Raw genomic sequence first — 18,857 nt, forward strand, 5'->3', positions numbered from 1 at the left:
CCCGTCGAGCAACAGGTTGTTGCATCACAACGCGGCGCCAGCCCGACGCCGTTTACGGGCGCAGCGCGTGCAGTGGGAAGGTGAGGACGCCGTCGGGCAGTCGCATGGTCGGCCCGTCCGCGGTCACGACAGCGGTGAAGACCGGCGCCGGCGTGCGCTCGACGTCGATATCCGCGACGAAGGCCGCGAGCGACGCCCGTCCCTTCGGGATCTGCCGCTGGCCGAGCTTGAGCTCGAATGCGGCCCAGCGTCCGTCATCGAACTCAACGACGGCGTCGACCTCCTTGCCGGACTTGTCCCGGTAGTGGTACACACGCCCGCCCCGCAGCTCGGCGAAGGTCCGCAGGTGCTGGACGACCTGGGATTCGAACCACAGCCCCGCCGTCTCCAGGTCCTGCATGAGCCGCTCCACCGAGGTCGCGGTGATGGCAGCCGCCAGGGCGGGGTCCACGAAGTGGAGCTTCGACGAGGTGCGCACTGCATAGCGAGAGCGCAGGTGCGGGGTCCATGCGGGCTGCTCCTCTACGATGAACAGCCGCTTGAGCGCGTTCACATAACCGACGGCGGTCTCCGCGCTCAGCGTCCGCGCCGTCACGTCCCTGGCGATGGTGGCGAACGAGGCCTCAGTGGCGATATGGCGCGCCAGTGAGCGCAGCAGCGCCTGCAGCCGGATCGGGTCGCGACGGGGGCTCCCCGTCGAGTCGCCCCACGTCGACATTGACGACGTCCTCCACATAGTCGCGCAGATGCCGCTGCGCCTGAGCGGCGGACGCATCGAGGTCGCCCGGCCGGCCGCCGTGTATTAGCGCGTCCAGGGCCTCCCGGACGCTCGTGCCGGATTCGAGCACGGGTTCCGGACCGTCACCGTTGAACAGAGCCGCCAGCGAGACGTCCCCGCCGCCCAGACCGCGCTCGAACAGGGTCATGGGTCGCATCCGCACCCTGGAGATGCGGTGGCGCCGGAGCAGCGCGTCGCATCCTCGGCGGGGACAGAGGACCCGGTGAGAATGAACTGCCCCGGGCTCCGCCTGGCGTCGATCTCCCTACGGACTGCGTTCCACAGGTCCGGCGCGAGCTGCCACTCATCGATCAGCCTGGGGGTATCGCCGTCCAACAGCAGCGCGGGGTCGAGGTCCAGCGCGGCGCGGATCTGCGGCAGGCCGGAGTCCAGCGTCACTTCCGAGGCCGCATGCTGCAGCCCGGTCATGGTCTTGCCACAGGCGCGCACACCCTCAATCAGCAAACCGCCTGAGTACCCCAGGACACCGTCAACGGGGGCGTCAACGACACGAGGACGGCAGCTCACATCAGCCATCAGCTTCCTCCTGCAATGCAGCGCAAGGCCCACCTCAATCCGGGAGTTGGCGCCATTTCGACCCGGCATTTGGCGCCGCTTCAACTGGACAGTTGGCGTTCGGGAGCGGCGCAGCAAAGCACAACAGCCGACCGATACCACCAATTCACGCGCGGGATCCGGGTGCTCCACCCGGTACCCCGACACGAGCTTCGCGCCCCGCCTGCAACCACGACCGGGGCGGGAGGAGCGCTCCTGAACCTCCGCGAGCAAGTACTCGGTGGCCGGACAGTAGCGGCAGAAGAACTGCCTGTTGATGCGCGCCGCTCACGCAGTTCCTTGACGAACGACGGTGCCGCAGCACCGACGTCCAGTCGGCCGGCTACTCCGGCGCGGCCAGCTCGCACACCATCAGCCACTCGGTCTCATCGAAGCCGTCGCCGACGATGCGGAAGCCCAGCCGCTCATACAGGTGCACGGCCCGGTTGGCCTTGACGACGCCGAGCGAGGCACGCGCACAGCCCGCCTCCCGCAGTTCCTGAAGCATGCGCTGCATCATGCGCGTGCCGATTCCCCGGCCCCGGTACTCCCGGTACAGGGAAATCGAGAACGCCGGCGTGGAGGCGTCCAGGTGCCCATAGCCCTTCGTGGTACGCACCCAGCAGGCGCCCACTACTCGGCCATCGACTTCCGCGACCAGCGCCCGGTCGTCCGGAAGGGTTCCAAAGCCCTCGAAGTGGGCGCGGCACATGGGGTCGTCGTAGATGACGCTGCGCGGCACCTGCCCGGTGAAGTCCTCGGGCACGTAGACGGCCTCCAGCAGGAAGTCCTCCAGCAGAGGCGTCTCCTCGGGCCGCAGGGGCCGTATTACTACGGCGTCGTCTTTGATCGTCATCGGGTGCGATTGTAGGTGAAGCGCTGCTTCTGCGGCATGCCGGACGCTCAGCCGGTGTAGGGGATGCGGAAGTAGTCGAGGTGCTGTTTGAAACGGTCCTGCGCAGCACGGCAGGTCTCCAGGAGGAATCCCGGCTGCGAGTCCCATTCGCGCAGGCCCCGGTAGTAGAAGCCCTTCATGTCATCGGTGATGACGAAGGGCACGACGTCACTCGCCAAACACTCACCCAGCATGATCAGCCTCCCGACCCGGCCGTTGCCGTCCTGGAAGGGGTGGATGCGCTCGAAGCGCACGTGCATGTCGATGATCTCCTCCAGGGCGTGTCGCTCAGCCGGACGGTAGTGGGCCAGGAGCGCACCTATCGCCTCGGGCACCTCCTCAGGCCGCGTCGTCGGCATCCCGGAGACCTCGTTGGGCACGCGCTTATAGTCGCCGACGGCGAACCACTCCTTGGCGGCGTCGCCGGTCGCCACCTTGAGAATGCCATGCAGGCGCTTGAGCGCGTCCTCGGTGAGCGGCTCACCCGCGTGGTCAATTACGGCGTCGATGGCGCGGAAGTGGTTGGAGGTCTCGACGACGTCGTCGACGCGCACGGAGCCTTCGGAGGCATCGAGCGTGCGGGTCTCAAAGATGAGGCGGGTCTGGTCCTCGGAGAGCAGACTGCCCTCGATCCGGTTCGAGGAGTAGGTGAGGTCGATCTGGAGGCGGTGGTAGATGCCGCCCTTGATCCTATCCGCCTTCTCCGCCCGCAGCCGGGCGAGCAGCGGTGACTCAGGCGTGGTCACGGCGACGCCAGGCACGTGTACTCCCCATGGTGTTACTCCCACTCGATGGTGCCGATGGGCTTGGGGGTCAGGTCGTAGGCGACGCGGCACACGCCGGGGACCTCGGCCAGGATACGGTCGGTGATCCGCCGCAGCAGCGGCCAGTCGAGCTCGGGCACCTCGGCGGTCATGGCGTCGACGGTGTTGACGCAGCGGATGATGACGGGCCAGTCGAAGGCGCGCTTGCCGTCGCGCACGCCGGTGGCACGCATGTCGGGCACCACGCAGAAGTACTGCCAGATGTCCTGGCCGGCGGCCTCGATCTCCTCGCGGACGACGGCGTCGGCCTCGCGCAGCGCCTCCAGGCGGTCGCGGGTGATCGCGCCCAGGCAGCGCACCCCCAGCCCCGGGCCGGGGAAGGGCTGGCGCTCCACCATGGACTGCGGCAGGCCGAGCCGGCGGCCGACCACGCGCACCTCGTCCTTGTACAGCAGCTTGACGGGCTCCACCAGCTCGAAGTCCATGTCCTCGGGCAGGCCGCCGACGTTGTGGTGGGCCTTCACGCCGTCGGCGGACTCAAGGATGTCGGGGTAGATGGTGCCCTGCCCCAGGAAGCCGACGCCCTCAAGCTTTGCGGCCTCCTCGGCGAAGACGTTGATGAACTCCGCCCCGATGAGCTTGCGCTTGGCCTCGGGCTCGGCCACGCCCGCCAGCAGGTTCAGGAACCGGTCGGCGGCGTCGACGTAGACGAGGTTGGCGTCCAGCCCGTCCCGGAAGACCTCGATCACCTGCTCGGACTCGCCCTTGCGCATCAGGCCGTGGTTGACGTGGACGCTGATCAGCTGCTTGCCGATCGCCTTGATGAGCAGGGCGGCGACGACGGAGGAGTCGACGCCGCCGGACAGGGCCAGCAGCACCTTGCCGTCACCCACCTGCGTGCGCACGGCCTCGACGGCCTCGGCGATGAAGGCGTCCGCCAGCTCGGGGGTGGTGATGCGATCCATGTCGGCGGGGCGCTGGTTGGAGGTGAAGTCCACTGCGGTCTCCTTCGTCGTCGCGTGCGCGGGTTCGCGCCCGACTCTACTGCCATCCCCGAGACGGCGCGGAAGAAGCCGCCCCCTCCCGATGAGTCGATGCCCAAGATGTCAAAATCGATGACAAACGCGTCCAGGGGCGTTGGCGACAGCGAACAAAACGTTGGAATCATGCGGGCGCCAGGCCGACTCTCGCCGGCATCGGGAGGGTTTGTCATCGATATTGACACTTCCGCTCCATGCGCTGGCGGCGGCTGGCAGTCAGGGAGACGTCAGCCACTACTCCCACTCGATGGTGGCGGGGGGCTTGCTGGTCACGTCCAGCACCACGCGGTTGACCTCCGGGACGGCGTTGGTGATGCGGGTGGAGATGCGGGCCAGCACGTCGTAGGGCAGACGCGTCCAGTCCGCCGTCATCGCGTCCTCACTGCTCACCGGCCGCAGCACCACCGGATGCCCGTATGTGCGCCCGTCGCCCTGCACGCCCACGGACCTCACGCCGGCCAGCAGCACCACCGGGCACTGCCAGATCTCCTTATCCAGCCCGGCCGCCGTCAGCTCCTCGCGGGCGATGCCGTCCGCGGCCCGCAGGATCCGCAGGTTCTCCGCCGTCACCTCACCAATGACGCGAATGCCCAGGCCCGGCCCGGGGAAGGGCTGGCGGGCCACGATCCCCTCGGGCACGCCCAGCTCCCGCCCGATCGCGCGCACCTCGTCCTTGAACAGCGCCCGCAGCGGCTCGATCAGCTCGAAGTCCAGATCCTCGGGCAGCCCGCCCACATTGTGGTGGCTCTTGATGTTCGCGGCGCCCTCACCGCCGCCGGACTCCACCACGTCCGGGTACAGCGTGCCCTGCACCAGGAACTTGATCTCGCCGCCGGCGGCGCCGACCTGCGCGATCACGCGCCGCTGGGCGGCCTCGAAGGAGCGGATGAACTCCCGGCCGATGATCTTGCGCTTGGCCTCGGGCTCGGCGACGCCCGCGAGCGCGGTCAGGAAGCGCTCGGACTCGTCCACGGTGATCACGCGGATGCCCATGCCCTGGGCGTAGTCGCGCTCCACCTGCTCGCGCTCGCCTGCGCGCAGCAGGCCGTGGTCCACGAAGATGCAGGTCAGCTGGTCCCCGATGGCCCGGTGCACCAGGGCCGCGGCCACGGAGGAGTCGACGCCGCCGGACAGGCCGCAGATGACGTGGGCGTCGCCCACCCGCTCCCGGATGGCCTCGACCTGCTCGTCGATGATGTTGCCCGGCGTCCAGGTGGCGGGGATGCCGGCGCCGTCATGCAGGAAGTTCTCCAGGGCTCGCTGACCGAACTGGGAGTGCATGACCTCGGGATGCCACTGCAGCCCGTACAGCCGCCGGGCGGGGTCCTCGAAGGCGGCCACCGGCGTCTGAGCGGTGGAGGCGGTGACGGCGAAGCCGTCCGGGGCGGCCTGCACGGCGTCGCCGTGGCTCATCCACACCGCCTGCCGGGCGGGTGTGCCGGCGAACAGGCGGGAGCCGGAGGCGACGTCGGCGTCGGTGTGCCCGTACTCGCGGGTGCCGGTGCGCCCGACGGTGCCGCCGAGGGCCTGGGCCATGGTCTGGAAGCCGTAGCAGATACCCAGCACGGGCACGCCCGCGTCGAACAGGGCGGGGTCGACCCCGGGGGCGCCGTCGGCATACACCGAGGCGGGCCCGCCGGACAGGATGATGGCGGCCGGCCGCTTGGCGAGCATGTCCGCCGCCGACATGCTGTGCGGCACGATCTCGGAGTAGACGCTGGCCTCGCGCACGCGGCGGGCTATCAGCTGGGCGTACTGGGCGCCGAAGTCCACCACGAGGACGGGGCCGATCCGGCCCTCCTCGTCACCGGTGGCACCATGGGGAGTTGTCGTCACCGGCACAGGATAGCGGCATCGCCAGCCGCGACGACGACGGCGTCCGCGGTCGCCGCCCGCCTCCTGTGGGCCCGTTGGTCGCGCGCCAGAGACGTCAGCCCCGGCCTCACACCAGCAGGTAGGCGGCAGACAGGACCGTGAGCACCGTTACCAGCGGGTCGAAGACCTGGTTGTTCATGTGCGCGGCCAGCCAGCGCCCGCCGAGCGCCGCGACCACGACCACCGGTACCAGTGCCAGGTCCACCCACAGCGTGTCGGGGCGGATGATGCCCAGGCCGATCGAGAAGGGCAGCTTGACCAGGTTGACAATGAAGTAGAACCAGGCGGTGGTGCCCAGGAAGGTGAGCACCGAGAAGCGGGAGGCCAGGAAGTACATGGTGGTGACCGGCCCGCCGGCGTTGGCCGCCATGGTGGTGAATCCGGCCAGGGTGCCGTAGACGGCGCGACCCACCCGCCCCTGGAGCTGCGGCGGCCGGGGCAGCCGCATGAGCAAAAGCGTGATGGCTATCAGGGCGATCAGTAGCACGCCGATGAACCTCTTGGTGGCCTCGTCGGAGGCCAGGCGCAGGAACAGGGCACCGAGCACAACGCCCGCGAGCACCCCGGGCACGAGTCGCCGCAGGGTGCCCCAGTCGGCGTCACGGCGGTACATGATGATCGCCAGCACATCGCCCACCAGCAGCAGCACCAGCATGGTGCCGGTGGACTCCTTGGCGGGCAGCACGGTGGCGAACAGGGCGACCGCGAGCGTGGCCGCGCCCGGGAGCGCGGTCTTGGCCAGGCCGATGGCGGCGGCGGCGATGATGAGTATGATCCATGACGGAGTGGACAACAATGTCAGCACAAAGGCATCCTAAAACCTGAGCCCCGCGTCGGCCCAGTCCCAGGATCGCACACCTGGGCGCATCACCGGGCGCGCTCCTCACGGCAGGAAGGCGATTAATGGCGACCGCTGTACGCACCCCGGCGCAAAGGCGCCTGCGGGCCCTGCTCGTCAGCTCCGCGCTCGCCGCCGGCGCCGCCTGGGGAGCGATTGGCATATCCCTGGCAGGGGACGCCGCTGCCAGAGCCGCTCTGACCGCCCACGGAGCCGCCGGCACCGAGGCGCTGCCGATAATCCTGCTGACGCTGGCGGCCCTGCCGCTGGGTTCTCTGGTAGGCGCGCCCGCGCTGGACCTCATCTCCCACGCCTGCGGGCGCCGTCCGGCGGTGCTCGCATGCGCGGTCCTGACCACGGTCGGCTGCCTCGTGGCCGTGTGCGACCGGCCGCTGCTGCGGGTCGCGGGAATCGGCGTCGTCGGTCTGGGGATCGGCGGCTACGCGATCGTGGTGCCCAAGCTCGCCCACGAGCTGGCCGAACACGGACACCGCCGCTTGATGCCGCGCGTACGCGCCGCCGCCCCGGCGGGCGCCGGGCTCGCGATTCTGGCCGGAGCCCTGGGCGAGCGGCTGGCCCCCGGACAGAGCGCGGTCTGCGCATGGCTGATCCCCCAACTGGCGGCAATGGTCTCCCTGCTGCTGGCACTGACCCTGCCGGAGACGCCGCACTGGTATGCGGCGCAAGGACGCTTGGAGTCCGCCTACGCGGCGCTGCAGCGAATGCTGGGCAGCCTCGAGGCCGCGGTCGGCATCGACTGGGTGATGATGGACACCGGCACCCGGGACGAGCAGCATCCGCTTGGCCGCGGCGACCTGTCGATCGCGCGCGTGCGGCGCACGGTCGCGGCCGGGCTACTACTCGAGGTGGTGCAGGCGCTGCCGCTGGGGGTGGCGGCGCTGTGCCTGGGCCCGGCGCTTATGGCGGAGGCGGCCGGGGCGATGGCCGGAGGCACCGCCGGGTCAGGCCCCGCGCACTTGCCCCTCGGCGTCGCCGCAGCGCTGGCGCTGGCCTGGGTGGCGGTCGCGCTACTGGGCACCGGCCGACGCGGCAACCACTTCGCCTACGCCTGGATTCTTGTCGGCATCGGCGTATCCGCCTTCGGTATCACGCTGCTGGCGCTGGCCGATACGCTCCACGGGGCGGGCATGATGGCACTGCTGGTCTGCGTGGATGTGCTGCTGGTGGCCTGCCAGTTCACGGCCGTAGCGCCGGCCTGCACCGGCAACATCGACCCGCTCGTCCCCCCGTGGCTGCTGCGTTCGCAGCGGCGGGCCATTGCCGCGATCAGGCCCCTGGTGCAGTTGGCGGCCGTGTTGGCGCCGGCGCTATTGCTGGCACTCACGCCCCCGCAGGCAGCGGTCGGCGTCGTGCTCAGCTGCCAGGTTCTCAGCCTGCTGATTGCGGTGGCAGCACTGCCGTGCGCCCTGGAGGCACTGCGCTGAAGACAGTGAGAAGCGCCGACCATCGGGTCGGCGCTCAATAATGGGCTCACGGATCTCCCGCCGCGTCCGGGTTGCCGGTGGCGCGGTGCGGTACAGCCTCAGGCCGCCGGGAGGTTCACACCGGTGCTGGCGTTGACCAGGGCGGCCACGACGGTGAACAGGCCCGACGCAATGAGCAGGGGCTCGGAGGCGACGATCATGCCGACAATGGTCATTACCAACAGCACCGCGACTACGGTCGCCATTCCTATTTGAAAGGTGAGCAGGTCGGCGGCCTTGGACGCGTCCTGCGGGGTGGCGGCGGACTGCGGGGTGGCGGCGACGGCGTCGACGACGGGAGCGTTCATGGCGGCTTCTCCTTCCGGTTCCTGTGCGGAACCGGTCGGGCGGCCCGCACAGCGGTGTGCCCGACCTGGCGGTCGGTACCGGCCTGGTCGGCCGGCAGGCAGTACATTAGGAACCCCGCCGACACTTTGTAAAGACAAACTACTGATAAGCGCATCACTCCCGGCGAGCAACCGGCTCGCCACTCCCGCCCGAGCTCCACCGTGACCCACCTCCCCTTGCCGCAGCCCTGCCCACAGGACTCTCTCGACGCCGAATCGCCGCCGGAGCCCGTCATCTATCCTGAGGTGGTCCATTCCCGCCCGCCACGGGACGTACAGGAGTAGCCGTGTTCCCCACCCCGCGTCCGGCACAGACCCACGCCACCCAGCAGGATGTCGCCGCCGCCGCCGGAGTGTCCCGCGGGCTGGTCTCCCTTGCGCTCAAGGGAGAGGGACGAATGTCGGACCAGACGCGCCAACGCATCCTGGACACCGCGGCACGCCTGGACTACCACCCGAACGCCGCCGCCGCGGAGTTGGCCGCCCGGCACTCCCGGCGCCTGGCGGTCGTCCTCCCCTACCTGGACAACCCGTTCTTCGACCTGCTGCTGCGGGCCCTGCGCCGCCGCGCGAAGCAGGCCGGCTACACCCTGGTGGCGCTGGTTTCAGACCTCGCTGACGATCTGGAGAGCTCCACCATCGACGACGTGCTGTCGCTGCGTCCGGCCGGTCTGATCCTGCCGGGTACCTCCATGAGTGCCGGGGAGCTGGGGGAGCTGGGGCAACGGGTTCGCCTGTGCGTAATCGACCGCACGCTGCCGGAGTCGGCCGACATCGCCACGGTCCGCCTGGACGAGGCCGACGCCGCGCGCCTGACCGTCGAGCACTTGATCTCCCAGGGATACACCCGCCTGGCCTTCCTCTCCCCCGCCGCCCGGCTGCGGGAGGCCATCCTGGGCGAACGGCTTGAGGAGTGCCGTACCGCTGCGGCTAGCGCCGGAATCGACTTCATCGAGGTCGACGCCGACGCCGGCATCAGGTCGGGTATCACCCGAGCCATGGACACCGGAAGGGGGCCGCTGGGCCTGATCGCCTACAACGACCTACTCGCGATCGACGCCGTCGCCGCCGGACTCAGTCTGGGGCTGAGCATCCCCCAGCAGCTGGGCGTCTCCTCCTACGACAATACCTCCCTGGCCGAGCGCGCCGAACTGAGCATCACCAGCATCGATCAGAACCCAGACCTGCTGGCGGCCGGTGCGCTCGAGGCGCTACTGACGCCTGACAGCGACTCGGCCTTCCATCGAGTCGTCCCCGCACAGCTGGTCGAGCGCGCCTCCACCGCCCGTCGCTGACGCCGCCACGGTCACCCCAGATCGCGCCGGCCCACGCGGAACCGCCGCGCGCTCCACGACCTTGGTGGCGCCACCTTCACCTCGCCCAGCCCAGCCCCGCCCGGGGCGCACTGCACGACCTTGGCGACACTGCACGACCTTGGGGTACGTTCCACGACCCCGGGGTGGTCGTGGAACGTACCCCAAGGTCGTGATTTGTTCGGCATTCGTCCGGCGAAAGCAGGTGACGAAGACAAGGGGCGGGCGGCGGCCATAGAGGACCCGCACCTAGCCCCCGCCATCACCCGCCGGAGCCGGCCAAGCCCTCCTCAACCCTCCGACCCACCTCACCCCTTGACAGGACAAATTGACGGCACATAGACTGCTCCCACGTCATCGCTGACGCGTGTTACCGCACTGATTGTCCTGTTTGCTCACCACGATGCCGACCACGGCGGTCGGCGAAGGAGTCACCCATGAGCACCAAACGCAAGCTGGGAGTCGGAGTCATCTCCCTGGGATGGATGGGCCGCCTGCACTCCCGCAGCTACCGCGCCCTGTCCGAGCGCTTCCCCGAGCTGGGCGTCGAGGCCCGCCTCGTGGCCGCCGCCGACCCGATCGAGGAGGCGCAGCGGGCCGCAGTCGAGGACCTGGGCTTCGAGCGCGCCTACGCGGACTACCACGAGCTGCTGGCCGACCCCGAGGTAGAGGTGGTATCAATCGCCTCCCCCAACTTCCTGCACGAGGAGATCGCCCTGGCCGCCGCCAAGGCCGGCAAGCCCTTCTGGATCGAGAAGCCGATGGGCACCTCCGCGCAGCAGTCCGAGAACATCGCCCGCGCCGCCGAGGCCGCAGGCCTGGTCACCTGCGTCGGCTTCAACTACCGGCACGTACCCGCCATCGAGTACATGCGCGAGCTCATCCGCTCCGGGAAGCTCGGCCGCATCACCAACGCCCGCGTCTGGTTCATCGCCGACTACAACTCCTCCCCCCGCAGCCCGCTGACCTGGCGCGCCTCCCGGGAGAAGGCCGGTGCCGGCGTCGTCCCCGACCTGATGAGCCACGGGGCGGACCTGGCCCAGTACCTGATCGGCCGCATCTCCTCGGTGACCGCCCTGACCGACACCTTTATCAAGGAGCGCCCCATCCCCACCAAGGTGGGCATCGGCCACTCCGGCTTCGAGATCGGCGACGAGGTCGGCGAGGTGGAGAACGAGGACTATGTGGGCATGCTCGCCCGCTTCGATTCCGGCGCCGTGGCCACCATGGAGTCGTCCCGCGTGAGCGTCGGCCCGCGCGCCGAGTACGTGGTGGAGGTCTATGGCACCGAGGGCTCGGCCCGCTGGAACTTCGAACGGCTCAACGAGTTGGAGGTCTGCCTTGGCGTCGACGGCGGCCCCACCCACGGCTACCGCCGCGCCATGGCCGGCCCCGCCTGGGGCGAGTGGCACCGCTACCAGCCCGCGATCGGCACCTCGATGGGCTTCGACGACCTGAAGTCCATCGAGGCCGCCCAGTTCGTCCGCTCCGTCCTGACCGGCGAGCAGCACGCCCCCTCCGCCGCGGACGCCTGGTGCGCCGCCGAGGTAGACGCCGCTGTCGTCGCCTCCGCCGCCGACGGCCAGTGGCACGACGTCGCCCGCGTCGAGGGCCGGACCACCTTCGACGCCTGACCCCACCCCCGATCACCACCACTACGGATCCACCCCAACCACATCAAAGGAGATCTCATGAGCTTCCGCCTCGACCCCGCCACCGCCATTAACGACCCCCACGGCATCACCTGGGGCATGCACCCCATCGCCTGGCGCAACGACGACATCAAGGAGGTCGGCGCCTTCAACACCCTGGAGGACATGCTGCTGGACCTGGCCGACCTGGGCTACCACGGCACCGAGGTGGCCGGCTGGTTCCCGCCCAAGGAGGTCGCCAAACAGCGCGCCGACGCCCGCGGCATCCAGATCGTCGCCCAGTGGTTCTCCTCCTTCATCGTGCGCGACGGCGTGGACGCCGTCATCCCGGAGTTCACCGCCACCTGCGAGTACCTGCAGTACCTGGGCGCCACCCGCGTGGTCGTCTCCGAGCAGACCGGCTCCGTGCAGGGCAGGCGCGACGTGTGCATCTTCACCAACAAGCCGGTGCTCACCGAGGAGGAGTGGCCCGTGCTGGCCGCGGGCCTGAACCGTCTGGGCGAGATCGCAGGGGAGCACGGGCTCACGCTTGTCTACCACCATCACCTGGGCACGGTCATCCAGACCAAGGCCGAGACCATCAAGCTCATGGAGCTGACCGACCCGGACAAGGTCAGCCTCCTGTTCGACACCGGCCACGCCTTCGTCGGCGACGGCGACGTCATGGGCCTGCTTCAGGCCACCATCGACCGCGTGGCGCACGTGCACTTCAAGGACGTGCGCCCGGAGAAGCTGGAGGAGTCCAAGCGGCTGGAGCGCTCCTTCCTGGACTCCTTCCTAGCGGGCATGTTCACCGTCCCCGGCGACGGCATGATCGACTTCACCGAGCCCTACCGGTTCCTGATCGACCACGGCTACCGGGACTGGATCCTGGTGGAGGCCGAGCAGGACCCGGCCATCGCCAACCCGCACGAGTACGGCGCCAAGGCCCGCGCCTACATCGAGTCCACGCTGCTGCCCCTCTGAGCGGTCCGGCGTCCGCCCGCCAACACCACTCACAGCGCGAGGCCCCCGGGGATGGACCCCCGGGGGCCTCGCGGCGGCTCATGGCGTCTCATAGCGTCTCATAGCGTCTCAGCCTGCGCCGTCGTCGGATACGGCGCCTGCCGGAGCCCCGGTCTCACAGGCTCATGTCCACCACGGCGCGGCCCTGAATCTCGCGGTTGCGCAGGGCCTCGTAGCCGGTGCCGGCCTCCTCGAGCGGGAAGCGGCGGGAGACGACGTCCTTGTAGTTGATGACCCCGCGGGCGGCCAGGTCAACCACGGCCGGCAGGTCCTGGCGGGTGCGGGCGCCGTAGGAGCCGAGGATCTTCTGCGAGCGGCGCACGGTGCGGTTGATCTCCACCTGCGCGGTCTGCACGCCGGCCCCCAGGCCGATCGGGACCATGCGGCCGCCGTCTGCCAGGACATCCAGGGCGGTCTTCCAGGTGGCGGGGATGCCGAGCGCCTCGAAGGCGACGTCGACGCCCTTGCCGCCGGTGAGCTTCAGGACCTCCTCGCGCGCGTCCTGGGTGACGGAGTTGACCACCGCGGTGGCGCCGTAGCCGGGCATGGGGGCGAGCTTGTCGTCGGAGACGTCGATGGCGATGACCTGGCTGGCGCCGAAGGCGCGGGCGACCTGCACGATATTGGTACCCACCCCGCCGGTGGCGACAACGGCCACGGTCTCCCCGAAGCGCAGGTCAGCACCGCGGCGCACGGCGCCGTAGCCGGTCATGGCGGCGCAGCCGAGGATGGCGCCGGGGACGAGGTCCAGGGCGTCGGGGACGGGGGCGACGGAGGTGGACGGGATCACCGCGTACTCGGCCAGGCCACCCATGGAGTACATGTAGATGGGGTCGTCCTCGAGGGTGGCCAGGCGGGTGGTGCCGTCGTACAGGAGGCCCTGCAGGCGGTTGAGGCCGAAGAAGGGGCCGCACAGCTCGTCGTGTCCGGCAGCGCAGGCCTCGCACTGGCCGCAGGGCATGAGGAAGCCGCCGGCGACGTTCTGCCCGACCTTCAAGCCGGTGTGCTCATTGCCGGGGCCGAGCTCGACGATGGTGCCGGTGACCTCGTGGCCGAGCACGGCCGGAAGGGGGAAGGCGATGGCTCCGCCGATGACGTGAAGGTCGGAGTGGCACAGGCCGCACGCGGCGACCTTGATCAGGACCTCCCCGTTCTTCGGACGAGGAGTGCGGATGATCTCGACCTCCAGGCCGACCTCGGGGTCGCGCAGCACCGCGGCGCGCATGGTCTCGGGGATGGTGGTGTTGTGGACTGCTTCGTTGCTCGTCATGTGGGTGTCTCTCTCGAAGCGGACGCGACGATCGCGCCCCCGGCGCGTGGCCTGCATTCAGGCTACCACACCAACGAGCCTTTGTCCTGACAAATAGTGTCGCGCTTGCGAGGCCCGCCGCAGGCACGCCCAACCGCAACACCGGCACGCCTCCTGCATCGACTAGAGTCCCTCTCGTTCGCCTGTGAGCACAGGCGGGAGGGAGCACCATGTCCGCCAACGGCCACGACGTCACGCAGTCGGACGTCGCCGCGGCCGCCGGCGTCTCCCGCAGCCTCGTCTCCCTGGCGCTGAGCGGCTCCCCCAAGGTCGCTGAGGAGACGCGCGCGCATATTCTGCAGGTGGCCGCATCCCTCGGCTACCGGATCAACGCGGCGGCCTCCGCCCTCGCCCGCCAACGCTCCAACACCATCGGCCTGGTGCTGCCCAACCTGCGCAACGCCTTCTTCGAGCAGGTCTCGCGCTCACTGGACGACGCCGCCGCCCAGCAGGGGCTGACCGCCTTCGTCACCGTCGGAGCCGAGGATCAGGAGCGCCTGAAACGAGCCATCGACTCCCTGCTGGGCGTGCGCGTCCTCGGAATCATCCTCGTCTCCCCCTGGCTTACGGATGCGCAGCTGGTCGCACTCGGCGAGGAGGCACCCACCTGCCTGATCGGCCGGCGCTCCCCCGGCGGGCACGTCGACTCCGTGCACATCGACGAGAGTCATGCCGCGGAGCAGATCGTCTCCCACCTGGTCTCACAGGGGGTCAGCTCATTGGGATACGTCGCCCCCAGGATCGGCGACGACGCCTCCCGAGCGACCCGTGAAGAGTCCCTGGCCCGGGCCGCCCACCAGGCCGGGCTCACCCTGACCACGGAGGAGGCGAGCGCCGACGACGCCGGCACCGCCATTCGCAGGCTGCTGGGCGCCGGCACGCCACAGATGGGGCTGATCGCGCACAATGACATGCTCGCCATTGACGCCGTCGCCGTGCTGCGCAAGCTGGGACACGAGGGCGGGGGGCGCATACCACTTGCCTCCTACGACAACACCTACCTGGCCCGACGCACCGAGTTCGCCCTGACCAGCCTGGATCAGCCCGATCAGCAGATGGCGCGCGAGGCGGTGCGGCTCCTGGTCGAGCGCGCCACCGCCCTGACCCGTACGCCGGGCAGGCCGCCGGCCGCGCAGGACGTGCCGACACAGGGGCACCTGGTCATCCGCGCCTCCTCCACCGCATGACCACACGCCCCCAGCCGCCCCGCCGAGGGGGAATCCACCGAGGGGGGTTGACGCCCCGCTGGGAACGCGCGAGGATGATGCCGTGAATTCACGCGTGTGAATCACGCGGATTCAGCCGCCCGGCAACGCCGCCGCCCGGCCTCCGACGACAGCGCCCGACCCGCCTGAGCCTGGGCAGTCCCGAAAGGAATCCTCATGCAAACCTTCGCCCTCCTGGGCGCCGGTTTCATCGGCCGTGTCCACGCCGAGAATCTCGCCGCCCAACCCAACGTCGACTTTGCCCGCGTCTTCGACGTTGATGCCTCCCGCGCCGCCGAAATCGCAGACCGCTACGATGCCGCCGCCACCGATGATGTCGACGCCGTCTTCACCGACCCGGCCATCGATGCCGTCCTGATTGCCTCCTCCACCAATACTCACGCCGACCTTCTCAAGCGCGCCGCCGCCGCAGGCAAGGCCGTCTTCTGCGAGAAGCCCATCGACCTGTCCCTGGAGGTGGCCCGCGACGCGGCCGCCGCCGCCCGCGCGGCCGGCATCCCCGTGATGATGGACTTCAACCGCCGCTACGACGCCGCCTACGCGGCCGTACACGACGCCGTCCAGTCCGGCGAGGTCGGCCAGGTGGAGCTCGTCTCCATGACCACCCGCGGCCCCTCGCTGCCGCCAATCGCCTACCTGGAGGTATCCGGCGGGCAGATGCGCGACCAGACCGTGCACTTCTTCGACCTGCTGCGTTGGATCACCGGCCTGGAGCCGGTGGAGGTGTACGTCGCCGGCGCCGCCCTGGCGGACCCGGCCGTGGCCGAGGTCGGCGACGTCGACACCTCCGTGGCCGTGCTGCGGCTGGTCAACGGCGCGCTGGTGCAGATCGACTCCCAGCGGCGCATCGGCTACGGCTACGACGAGCGCATCGAGGTCAACGGCTCGGTGCGCATGGTCGAGGCCGCCCGCCACCGCACCGGCTTCGTGAACCACTACGGGCCCGGCGAACTGCGCACCAACGGACTCGATGCCGGCTGGTTCGAGCGCATCCGCGGCACCTACCGCAAGAGCCTGGACGCCTTCGTCGATGCCCTGGAGCGCTCCGCCCCGATGCCCGCCCCGCTCGATGACGGCCTGCGCGCCCAGGTGATCGCCGAGGCGGCCACACAGTCGCTGCGCACTCATCAGCCGGTCGCCATCCCCGAGGGCCTGTAATGCCGTCGACGTCCCGATAGTCCACCCGCAAACCGGCGGGCCCCGAGTTGGCCCACCACCATCCCGATCGAAGGAGATCAACCATGAAACTGTCCATGAATGTCACCTCCACCTTCCACGGCACCGCCCTCAACGACATCACCGTCGCCAAGGACGTCGGCTTCGAGGGCATCGAGCTGCAGAGCCCCAAGCTGTGGCGCTACCTCGATGCCGGCTTCTCCCCCGAGTCGCTGCTGCCGCACCTGGAGGGCATCGAGGTCTCCGGCATCGGCGCCCTGCAGGAGGCCGAGCCCGAGGCCTTCCGCGCCGAGGCGGAGAAGCTCGCCCACGTCGGCCAGGTCGTGGGCGCCCCGGCCATGCAGATGTGCACCGGCCCGGTCGACGTCACCGTCGTACAGGACTTCAAGGCGGGCCGCCTGGCCGATGACGATCCCCGCTTCCGCGGGCTGCTCGGCCGTCCCGAGGCGGAGGTAATCGCGGAGACCGCCAAGAACGTGGCGCTGGCGGCGGACATCGCCGCCGACCACGGCCTGGACCTGTTCCTCGAGCCGCTCGGCTGGGCTCCGGTGTGCCACGTGAACCAGGCCCTGGAGATTCTGGAGCGCATCAACCGGCCCAACGCGAAGATCGTCGTCGACTTCTGGCACTTCTGGGTGACCGGCTCGACCCCGGAGGAGGTTGCCCAGCTCGACAAGGACCTGATCAGTGCCGTCCACGTGTGCGACGGCCTGCCCGTGCCGGCCGGCGAGGTGCCCGACCAGGGCGTGTCCCGCAACGTGTGGACCGGCGGCGGCTCCATCCCGCTGCAGGAGTGGGTCGACGCCGTCAAGGCGACCGGCTACGACGGCTGGTACTGCTCGGAGATCTTCCACGACCACTCCGCCGAGCTGGACTTCCACCTGGTGGCCCAGACGCTGCTGAACGAGATGCGGATCCTCACCGCCTGAACGCACCGCCTGAACGGCCGCGCCCCAGCCGACCCGGACATTCCCGGGCGGCTGGGGCGCGTCACTGGTGCAGGTCTCGGCACATCGACGCCGGACTACTTGCCGCGCTTGAAGAGCGCGCCGCTCATGACGTCGGCCTCCAGCTGCTCCAGTGTGCGCCCCTTGGTCTCGGGTACGAACAGGAAGAAGAACACGAAGGCGATGACGTTGAGGACGGCGAAGCCGATGAAGGACATCGACAGCCCGACAGCGCGGAGAATGCTGTCGAAGAACAGGCTCAGGAAGGAGTTGGTCATCCACAGGACGAAGACCGACAGCCCCATGCCGAAGGCGCGCATCTTCAGTGGGAAGATCTCCGAGAGCGTCACCCAGGTGGCCACATTGAGGCACAGCTGCATGGAGCCGACGAAGAACACGATCAGCGCCAGCAGCACGAAGGGCTTGGCGCCGCCCTCCGGCAGCACGCCGGCCGCGGTAGCGATGAGCACGTGCGTGACCGCAACCAGCCCGTAGCCCCACAGGAAGGTCTTGCGCCGGGAGAAGCGATCCATCATCTGCAGGGCGATGATTGCGGCAATCACCGAGATGGTAGCTGGGGCGATGTTCGCGATCAGGGCGCCGTTCCTGGAGAACCCCGACTGCTCGAGCACCTTCTCCCCGTAGTACAGGATGGAGTTGATGCCGGTGGTCTGCTGGAAGAAGCCGATACCGCACCCGATGAGGACGATGCGCACCAGGTTCTTGTTGGAGAAGATCTCCTTGACGCTCATGTTGACCCGGCTGGCCTCCTCCCTGCTGGCGGCCTGAATCTCGGCCAGCTCGGGCTCGGCCCTCCCCTCGGGCCGCAGGTCATCCAGAATCTTTAGGGCCTCCTCCTCACGCCCCTTGTCAGCCAGCCAGCGGGGGGACTCGGGCAGGCGGGTCACGCCCAGCAGCAGGAGGATGGCGGGGATGGCCGCAAGCGTGAACATGACGCGCCATACCCACGGGTACTGCTCGCCCCAGATGTTGCCGATGATGGCGTTCATGATGATGGCCAGGAGCTGGCCGGTCACGATCATCATCTCGTTGCGGCCGGCCAGCGAGCCACGGATCTCGTAGGGCGCGAGCTCGGCCAGGTAGACCGGCACGACCACGGATGCCGAGCCGACGGCGAGCCCCAGGATGACGCGACCGAGCGCCAGCATGGGCAGGTTGACGGCGGCGACGACGACCACCACGCCCACGATGAACATCGAGGCCATGACGGTGATCGTGGTCTTGCGACCGATCCTGTCAGAGATGCGTCCGCCGGTCAGGGCGCCGACTGCGCTGGCGAACAGCAGCGAGCTGACGGCGATGCCGACGCCGAGCGGGGTGAGGTTCAGTTGGTCGGGCTGCTCCATGAAGCTCTGGGCGCCATTGATGACACTGGTGTCGTAGCCGAAGAGCAGGCCACCCAGCGTGGCGATCAGGGCGACGACGGTCAGACGGGCACGGTAGGGACCGGGCGTGAGCGGGGGCAGCTTGGCGCCACCGGCTTGTGCGGTGGCGGTTGGACTATGCGACACATTGACTCCTTTGTCGGATCGTACGGTGAGACCAACGCTAGCACGAATAGCGACTATTTGTCAGGACATATTTTCGCGACTGCTTCGCCCCACCTGTTGATTGCCGGTAGCGGCAGGTATT

General features: G+C 69.3%; 18 protein-coding genes. 7 read left to right on the forward strand and 11 right to left on the reverse strand.

All coding sequences use genetic code 11. The annotated features are described in order from the left end of the window. Positions 1-52: 52 nt before the first annotated feature. The 8 genes from BLR49_RS13550 to BLR49_RS02490 form a co-directional block, all read right to left on the reverse strand. Positions 53-718, reverse strand: a complete 666-nt coding sequence (locus BLR49_RS13550) for an ATP-binding protein (RefSeq protein ID WP_245690318.1) — start codon at positions 716-718, stop codon at positions 53-55. Beyond that, on the reverse strand, positions 624-926 hold the full coding sequence (locus tag BLR49_RS13555) for a hypothetical protein (protein WP_245690320.1): 303 nt from the start codon (positions 924-926) through the stop codon (positions 624-626). Before BLR49_RS13555 ends, BLR49_RS13550 begins: the two co-directional genes overlap by 95 nt. Further along, the gene (locus BLR49_RS13560) at positions 923-1,243 is read right to left on the reverse strand and encodes an AAA family ATPase (protein ID WP_245690322.1); all 321 of its coding nucleotides are present in this window, start codon (positions 1,241-1,243) and stop codon (positions 923-925) included. The genes BLR49_RS13555 and BLR49_RS13560 overlap by 4 nt, the downstream gene beginning before the upstream one ends. Before the next feature lie 433 nt (positions 1,244-1,676). Next, on the reverse strand, positions 1,677-2,189 hold the full coding sequence (locus BLR49_RS02470; RefSeq protein ID WP_092532779.1) for a GNAT family N-acetyltransferase: 513 nt from the start codon (positions 2,187-2,189) through the stop codon (positions 1,677-1,679). A gap of 47 nt (positions 2,190-2,236) precedes the next feature. Continuing rightward, entirely contained in the window at positions 2,237-2,974 is a 738-nt protein-coding gene (locus tag BLR49_RS02475) for a Fic family protein (RefSeq protein WP_245690324.1), read from the reverse strand. Between the two features lie 32 nt (positions 2,975-3,006). After that, the gene (guaA, locus tag BLR49_RS02480; RefSeq protein ID WP_218121285.1) at positions 3,007-3,990 is read right to left on the reverse strand and encodes a glutamine-hydrolyzing GMP synthase; all 984 of its coding nucleotides are present in this window, start codon (positions 3,988-3,990) and stop codon (positions 3,007-3,009) included. Positions 3,991-4,266: 276 nt separating this feature from the next. Next, positions 4,267-5,823, reverse strand: a complete 1,557-nt coding sequence (gene guaA / locus BLR49_RS02485) for a glutamine-hydrolyzing GMP synthase (protein ID WP_092533422.1) — start codon at positions 5,821-5,823, stop codon at positions 4,267-4,269. Positions 5,824-5,974: 151 nt separating this feature from the next. Then, a complete protein-coding gene (locus BLR49_RS02490; protein WP_092532785.1) occupies positions 5,975-6,712 on the reverse strand; it encodes a sulfite exporter TauE/SafE family protein in 738 nt (245 codons plus the stop codon). 98 nt (positions 6,713-6,810) lie between these two features. On the opposite strand from BLR49_RS02490, the gene BLR49_RS02495 reads away from it, so the two are divergent. Continuing rightward, positions 6,811-8,190 (forward strand): MFS transporter, encoded by a 1,380-nt coding sequence (locus tag BLR49_RS02495; RefSeq protein WP_092532788.1) that lies wholly within the window; start codon positions 6,811-6,813, stop codon positions 8,188-8,190. A 98-nt stretch (positions 8,191-8,288) separates the two neighbouring features. Here the strand turns inward: BLR49_RS02495 and BLR49_RS02500 are convergent, their stop codons facing one another. Next, on the reverse strand, positions 8,289-8,537 hold the full coding sequence (locus BLR49_RS02500) for a mandelate racemase (RefSeq protein ID WP_092532791.1): 249 nt from the start codon (positions 8,535-8,537) through the stop codon (positions 8,289-8,291). 326 nt (positions 8,538-8,863) lie between these two features. On the opposite strand from BLR49_RS02500, the gene BLR49_RS02505 reads away from it, so the two are divergent. The 3 genes from BLR49_RS02505 to iolE all read left to right on the forward strand — a co-directional run bounded on the left by BLR49_RS02505 (position 8,864) and on the right by iolE (position 12,507). Further along, positions 8,864-9,871 carry a LacI family DNA-binding transcriptional regulator gene (locus BLR49_RS02505; protein WP_245690326.1) on the forward strand — a complete coding sequence of 336 codons (1,008 nt, stop codon included), beginning with the start codon at positions 8,864-8,866 and terminating at the stop codon, positions 9,869-9,871. A 455-nt stretch (positions 9,872-10,326) separates the two neighbouring features. After that, positions 10,327-11,523, forward strand: a complete 1,197-nt coding sequence (locus BLR49_RS02510) for a Gfo/Idh/MocA family protein (protein ID WP_092532793.1) — start codon at positions 10,327-10,329, stop codon at positions 11,521-11,523. A 57-nt stretch (positions 11,524-11,580) separates the two neighbouring features. Next, positions 11,581-12,507, forward strand: a complete 927-nt coding sequence (gene iolE / locus BLR49_RS02515; RefSeq protein WP_092532796.1) for a myo-inosose-2 dehydratase — start codon at positions 11,581-11,583, stop codon at positions 12,505-12,507. 154 nt (positions 12,508-12,661) lie between these two features. Here the strand turns inward: iolE and BLR49_RS02520 are convergent, their stop codons facing one another. Further along, complete coding sequence (locus tag BLR49_RS02520) at positions 12,662-13,816, reverse strand: zinc-binding dehydrogenase (protein WP_092533425.1); 1,155 nt, start codon at positions 13,814-13,816, stop codon at positions 12,662-12,664. A gap of 209 nt (positions 13,817-14,025) precedes the next feature. Between BLR49_RS02520 and BLR49_RS02525 the strand changes: the two genes are divergently transcribed. The 3 genes from BLR49_RS02525 (at position 14,026) to BLR49_RS02535 (ending at position 17,186) form a co-directional block, all read left to right on the forward strand. Then, complete coding sequence (locus BLR49_RS02525) at positions 14,026-15,042, forward strand: LacI family DNA-binding transcriptional regulator (protein ID WP_092532799.1); 1,017 nt, start codon at positions 14,026-14,028, stop codon at positions 15,040-15,042. Between the two features lie 195 nt (positions 15,043-15,237). Next, complete coding sequence (locus BLR49_RS02530) at positions 15,238-16,239, forward strand: Gfo/Idh/MocA family oxidoreductase (RefSeq protein WP_092532802.1); 1,002 nt, start codon at positions 15,238-15,240, stop codon at positions 16,237-16,239. Between the two features lie 83 nt (positions 16,240-16,322). Continuing rightward, positions 16,323-17,186 carry a sugar phosphate isomerase/epimerase family protein gene (locus BLR49_RS02535; protein ID WP_092532805.1) on the forward strand — a complete coding sequence of 288 codons (864 nt, stop codon included), beginning with the start codon at positions 16,323-16,325 and terminating at the stop codon, positions 17,184-17,186. Between the two features lie 95 nt (positions 17,187-17,281). Here the strand turns inward: BLR49_RS02535 and BLR49_RS02540 are convergent, their stop codons facing one another. Next, the gene (locus tag BLR49_RS02540; protein ID WP_092532808.1) at positions 17,282-18,736 is read right to left on the reverse strand and encodes a sugar porter family MFS transporter; all 1,455 of its coding nucleotides are present in this window, start codon (positions 18,734-18,736) and stop codon (positions 17,282-17,284) included. Positions 18,737-18,857: the final 121 nt, after the last annotated feature.

The sequence above is a fragment of the Actinomyces ruminicola genome, from assembly GCF_900103885.1.
GTDB lineage: Bacteria > Actinomycetota > Actinomycetes > Actinomycetales > Actinomycetaceae > Actinomyces > Actinomyces ruminicola.

What these genes read in the sequence shown, in the direction of transcription:
- BLR49_RS13550 (WP_245690318.1), bottom strand. Translation starts at nt 718, where the DNA reads ATGTCGACGTGGGGCGACTCGACGGGGAGCCCCCGTCGCGACCCGATC.
- BLR49_RS13555 (WP_245690320.1), bottom strand. Translation starts at nt 926, where the DNA reads ATGACCCTGTTCGAGCGCGGTCTGGGCGGCGGGGACGTCTCGCTGGCG.
- BLR49_RS02470 (WP_092532779.1), bottom strand. Translation starts at nt 2,189, where the DNA reads ATGACGATCAAAGACGACGCCGTAGTAATACGGCCCCTGCGGCCCGAG.
- BLR49_RS02495 (WP_092532788.1), top strand. Translation starts at nt 6,811, where the DNA reads ATGGCGACCGCTGTACGCACCCCGGCGCAAAGGCGCCTGCGGGCCCTG.
- BLR49_RS02500 (WP_092532791.1), bottom strand. Translation starts at nt 8,537, where the DNA reads ATGAACGCTCCCGTCGTCGACGCCGTCGCCGCCACCCCGCAGTCCGCC.
- BLR49_RS02510 (WP_092532793.1), top strand. Translation starts at nt 10,327, where the DNA reads ATGAGCACCAAACGCAAGCTGGGAGTCGGAGTCATCTCCCTGGGATGG.
- iolE (WP_092532796.1), top strand. Translation starts at nt 11,581, where the DNA reads ATGAGCTTCCGCCTCGACCCCGCCACCGCCATTAACGACCCCCACGGC.
- BLR49_RS02520 (WP_092533425.1), bottom strand. Translation starts at nt 13,816, where the DNA reads ATGACGAGCAACGAAGCAGTCCACAACACCACCATCCCCGAGACCATG.
- BLR49_RS02525 (WP_092532799.1), top strand. Translation starts at nt 14,026, where the DNA reads ATGTCCGCCAACGGCCACGACGTCACGCAGTCGGACGTCGCCGCGGCC.
- BLR49_RS02530 (WP_092532802.1), top strand. Translation starts at nt 15,238, where the DNA reads ATGCAAACCTTCGCCCTCCTGGGCGCCGGTTTCATCGGCCGTGTCCAC.
- BLR49_RS02535 (WP_092532805.1), top strand. Translation starts at nt 16,323, where the DNA reads ATGAAACTGTCCATGAATGTCACCTCCACCTTCCACGGCACCGCCCTC.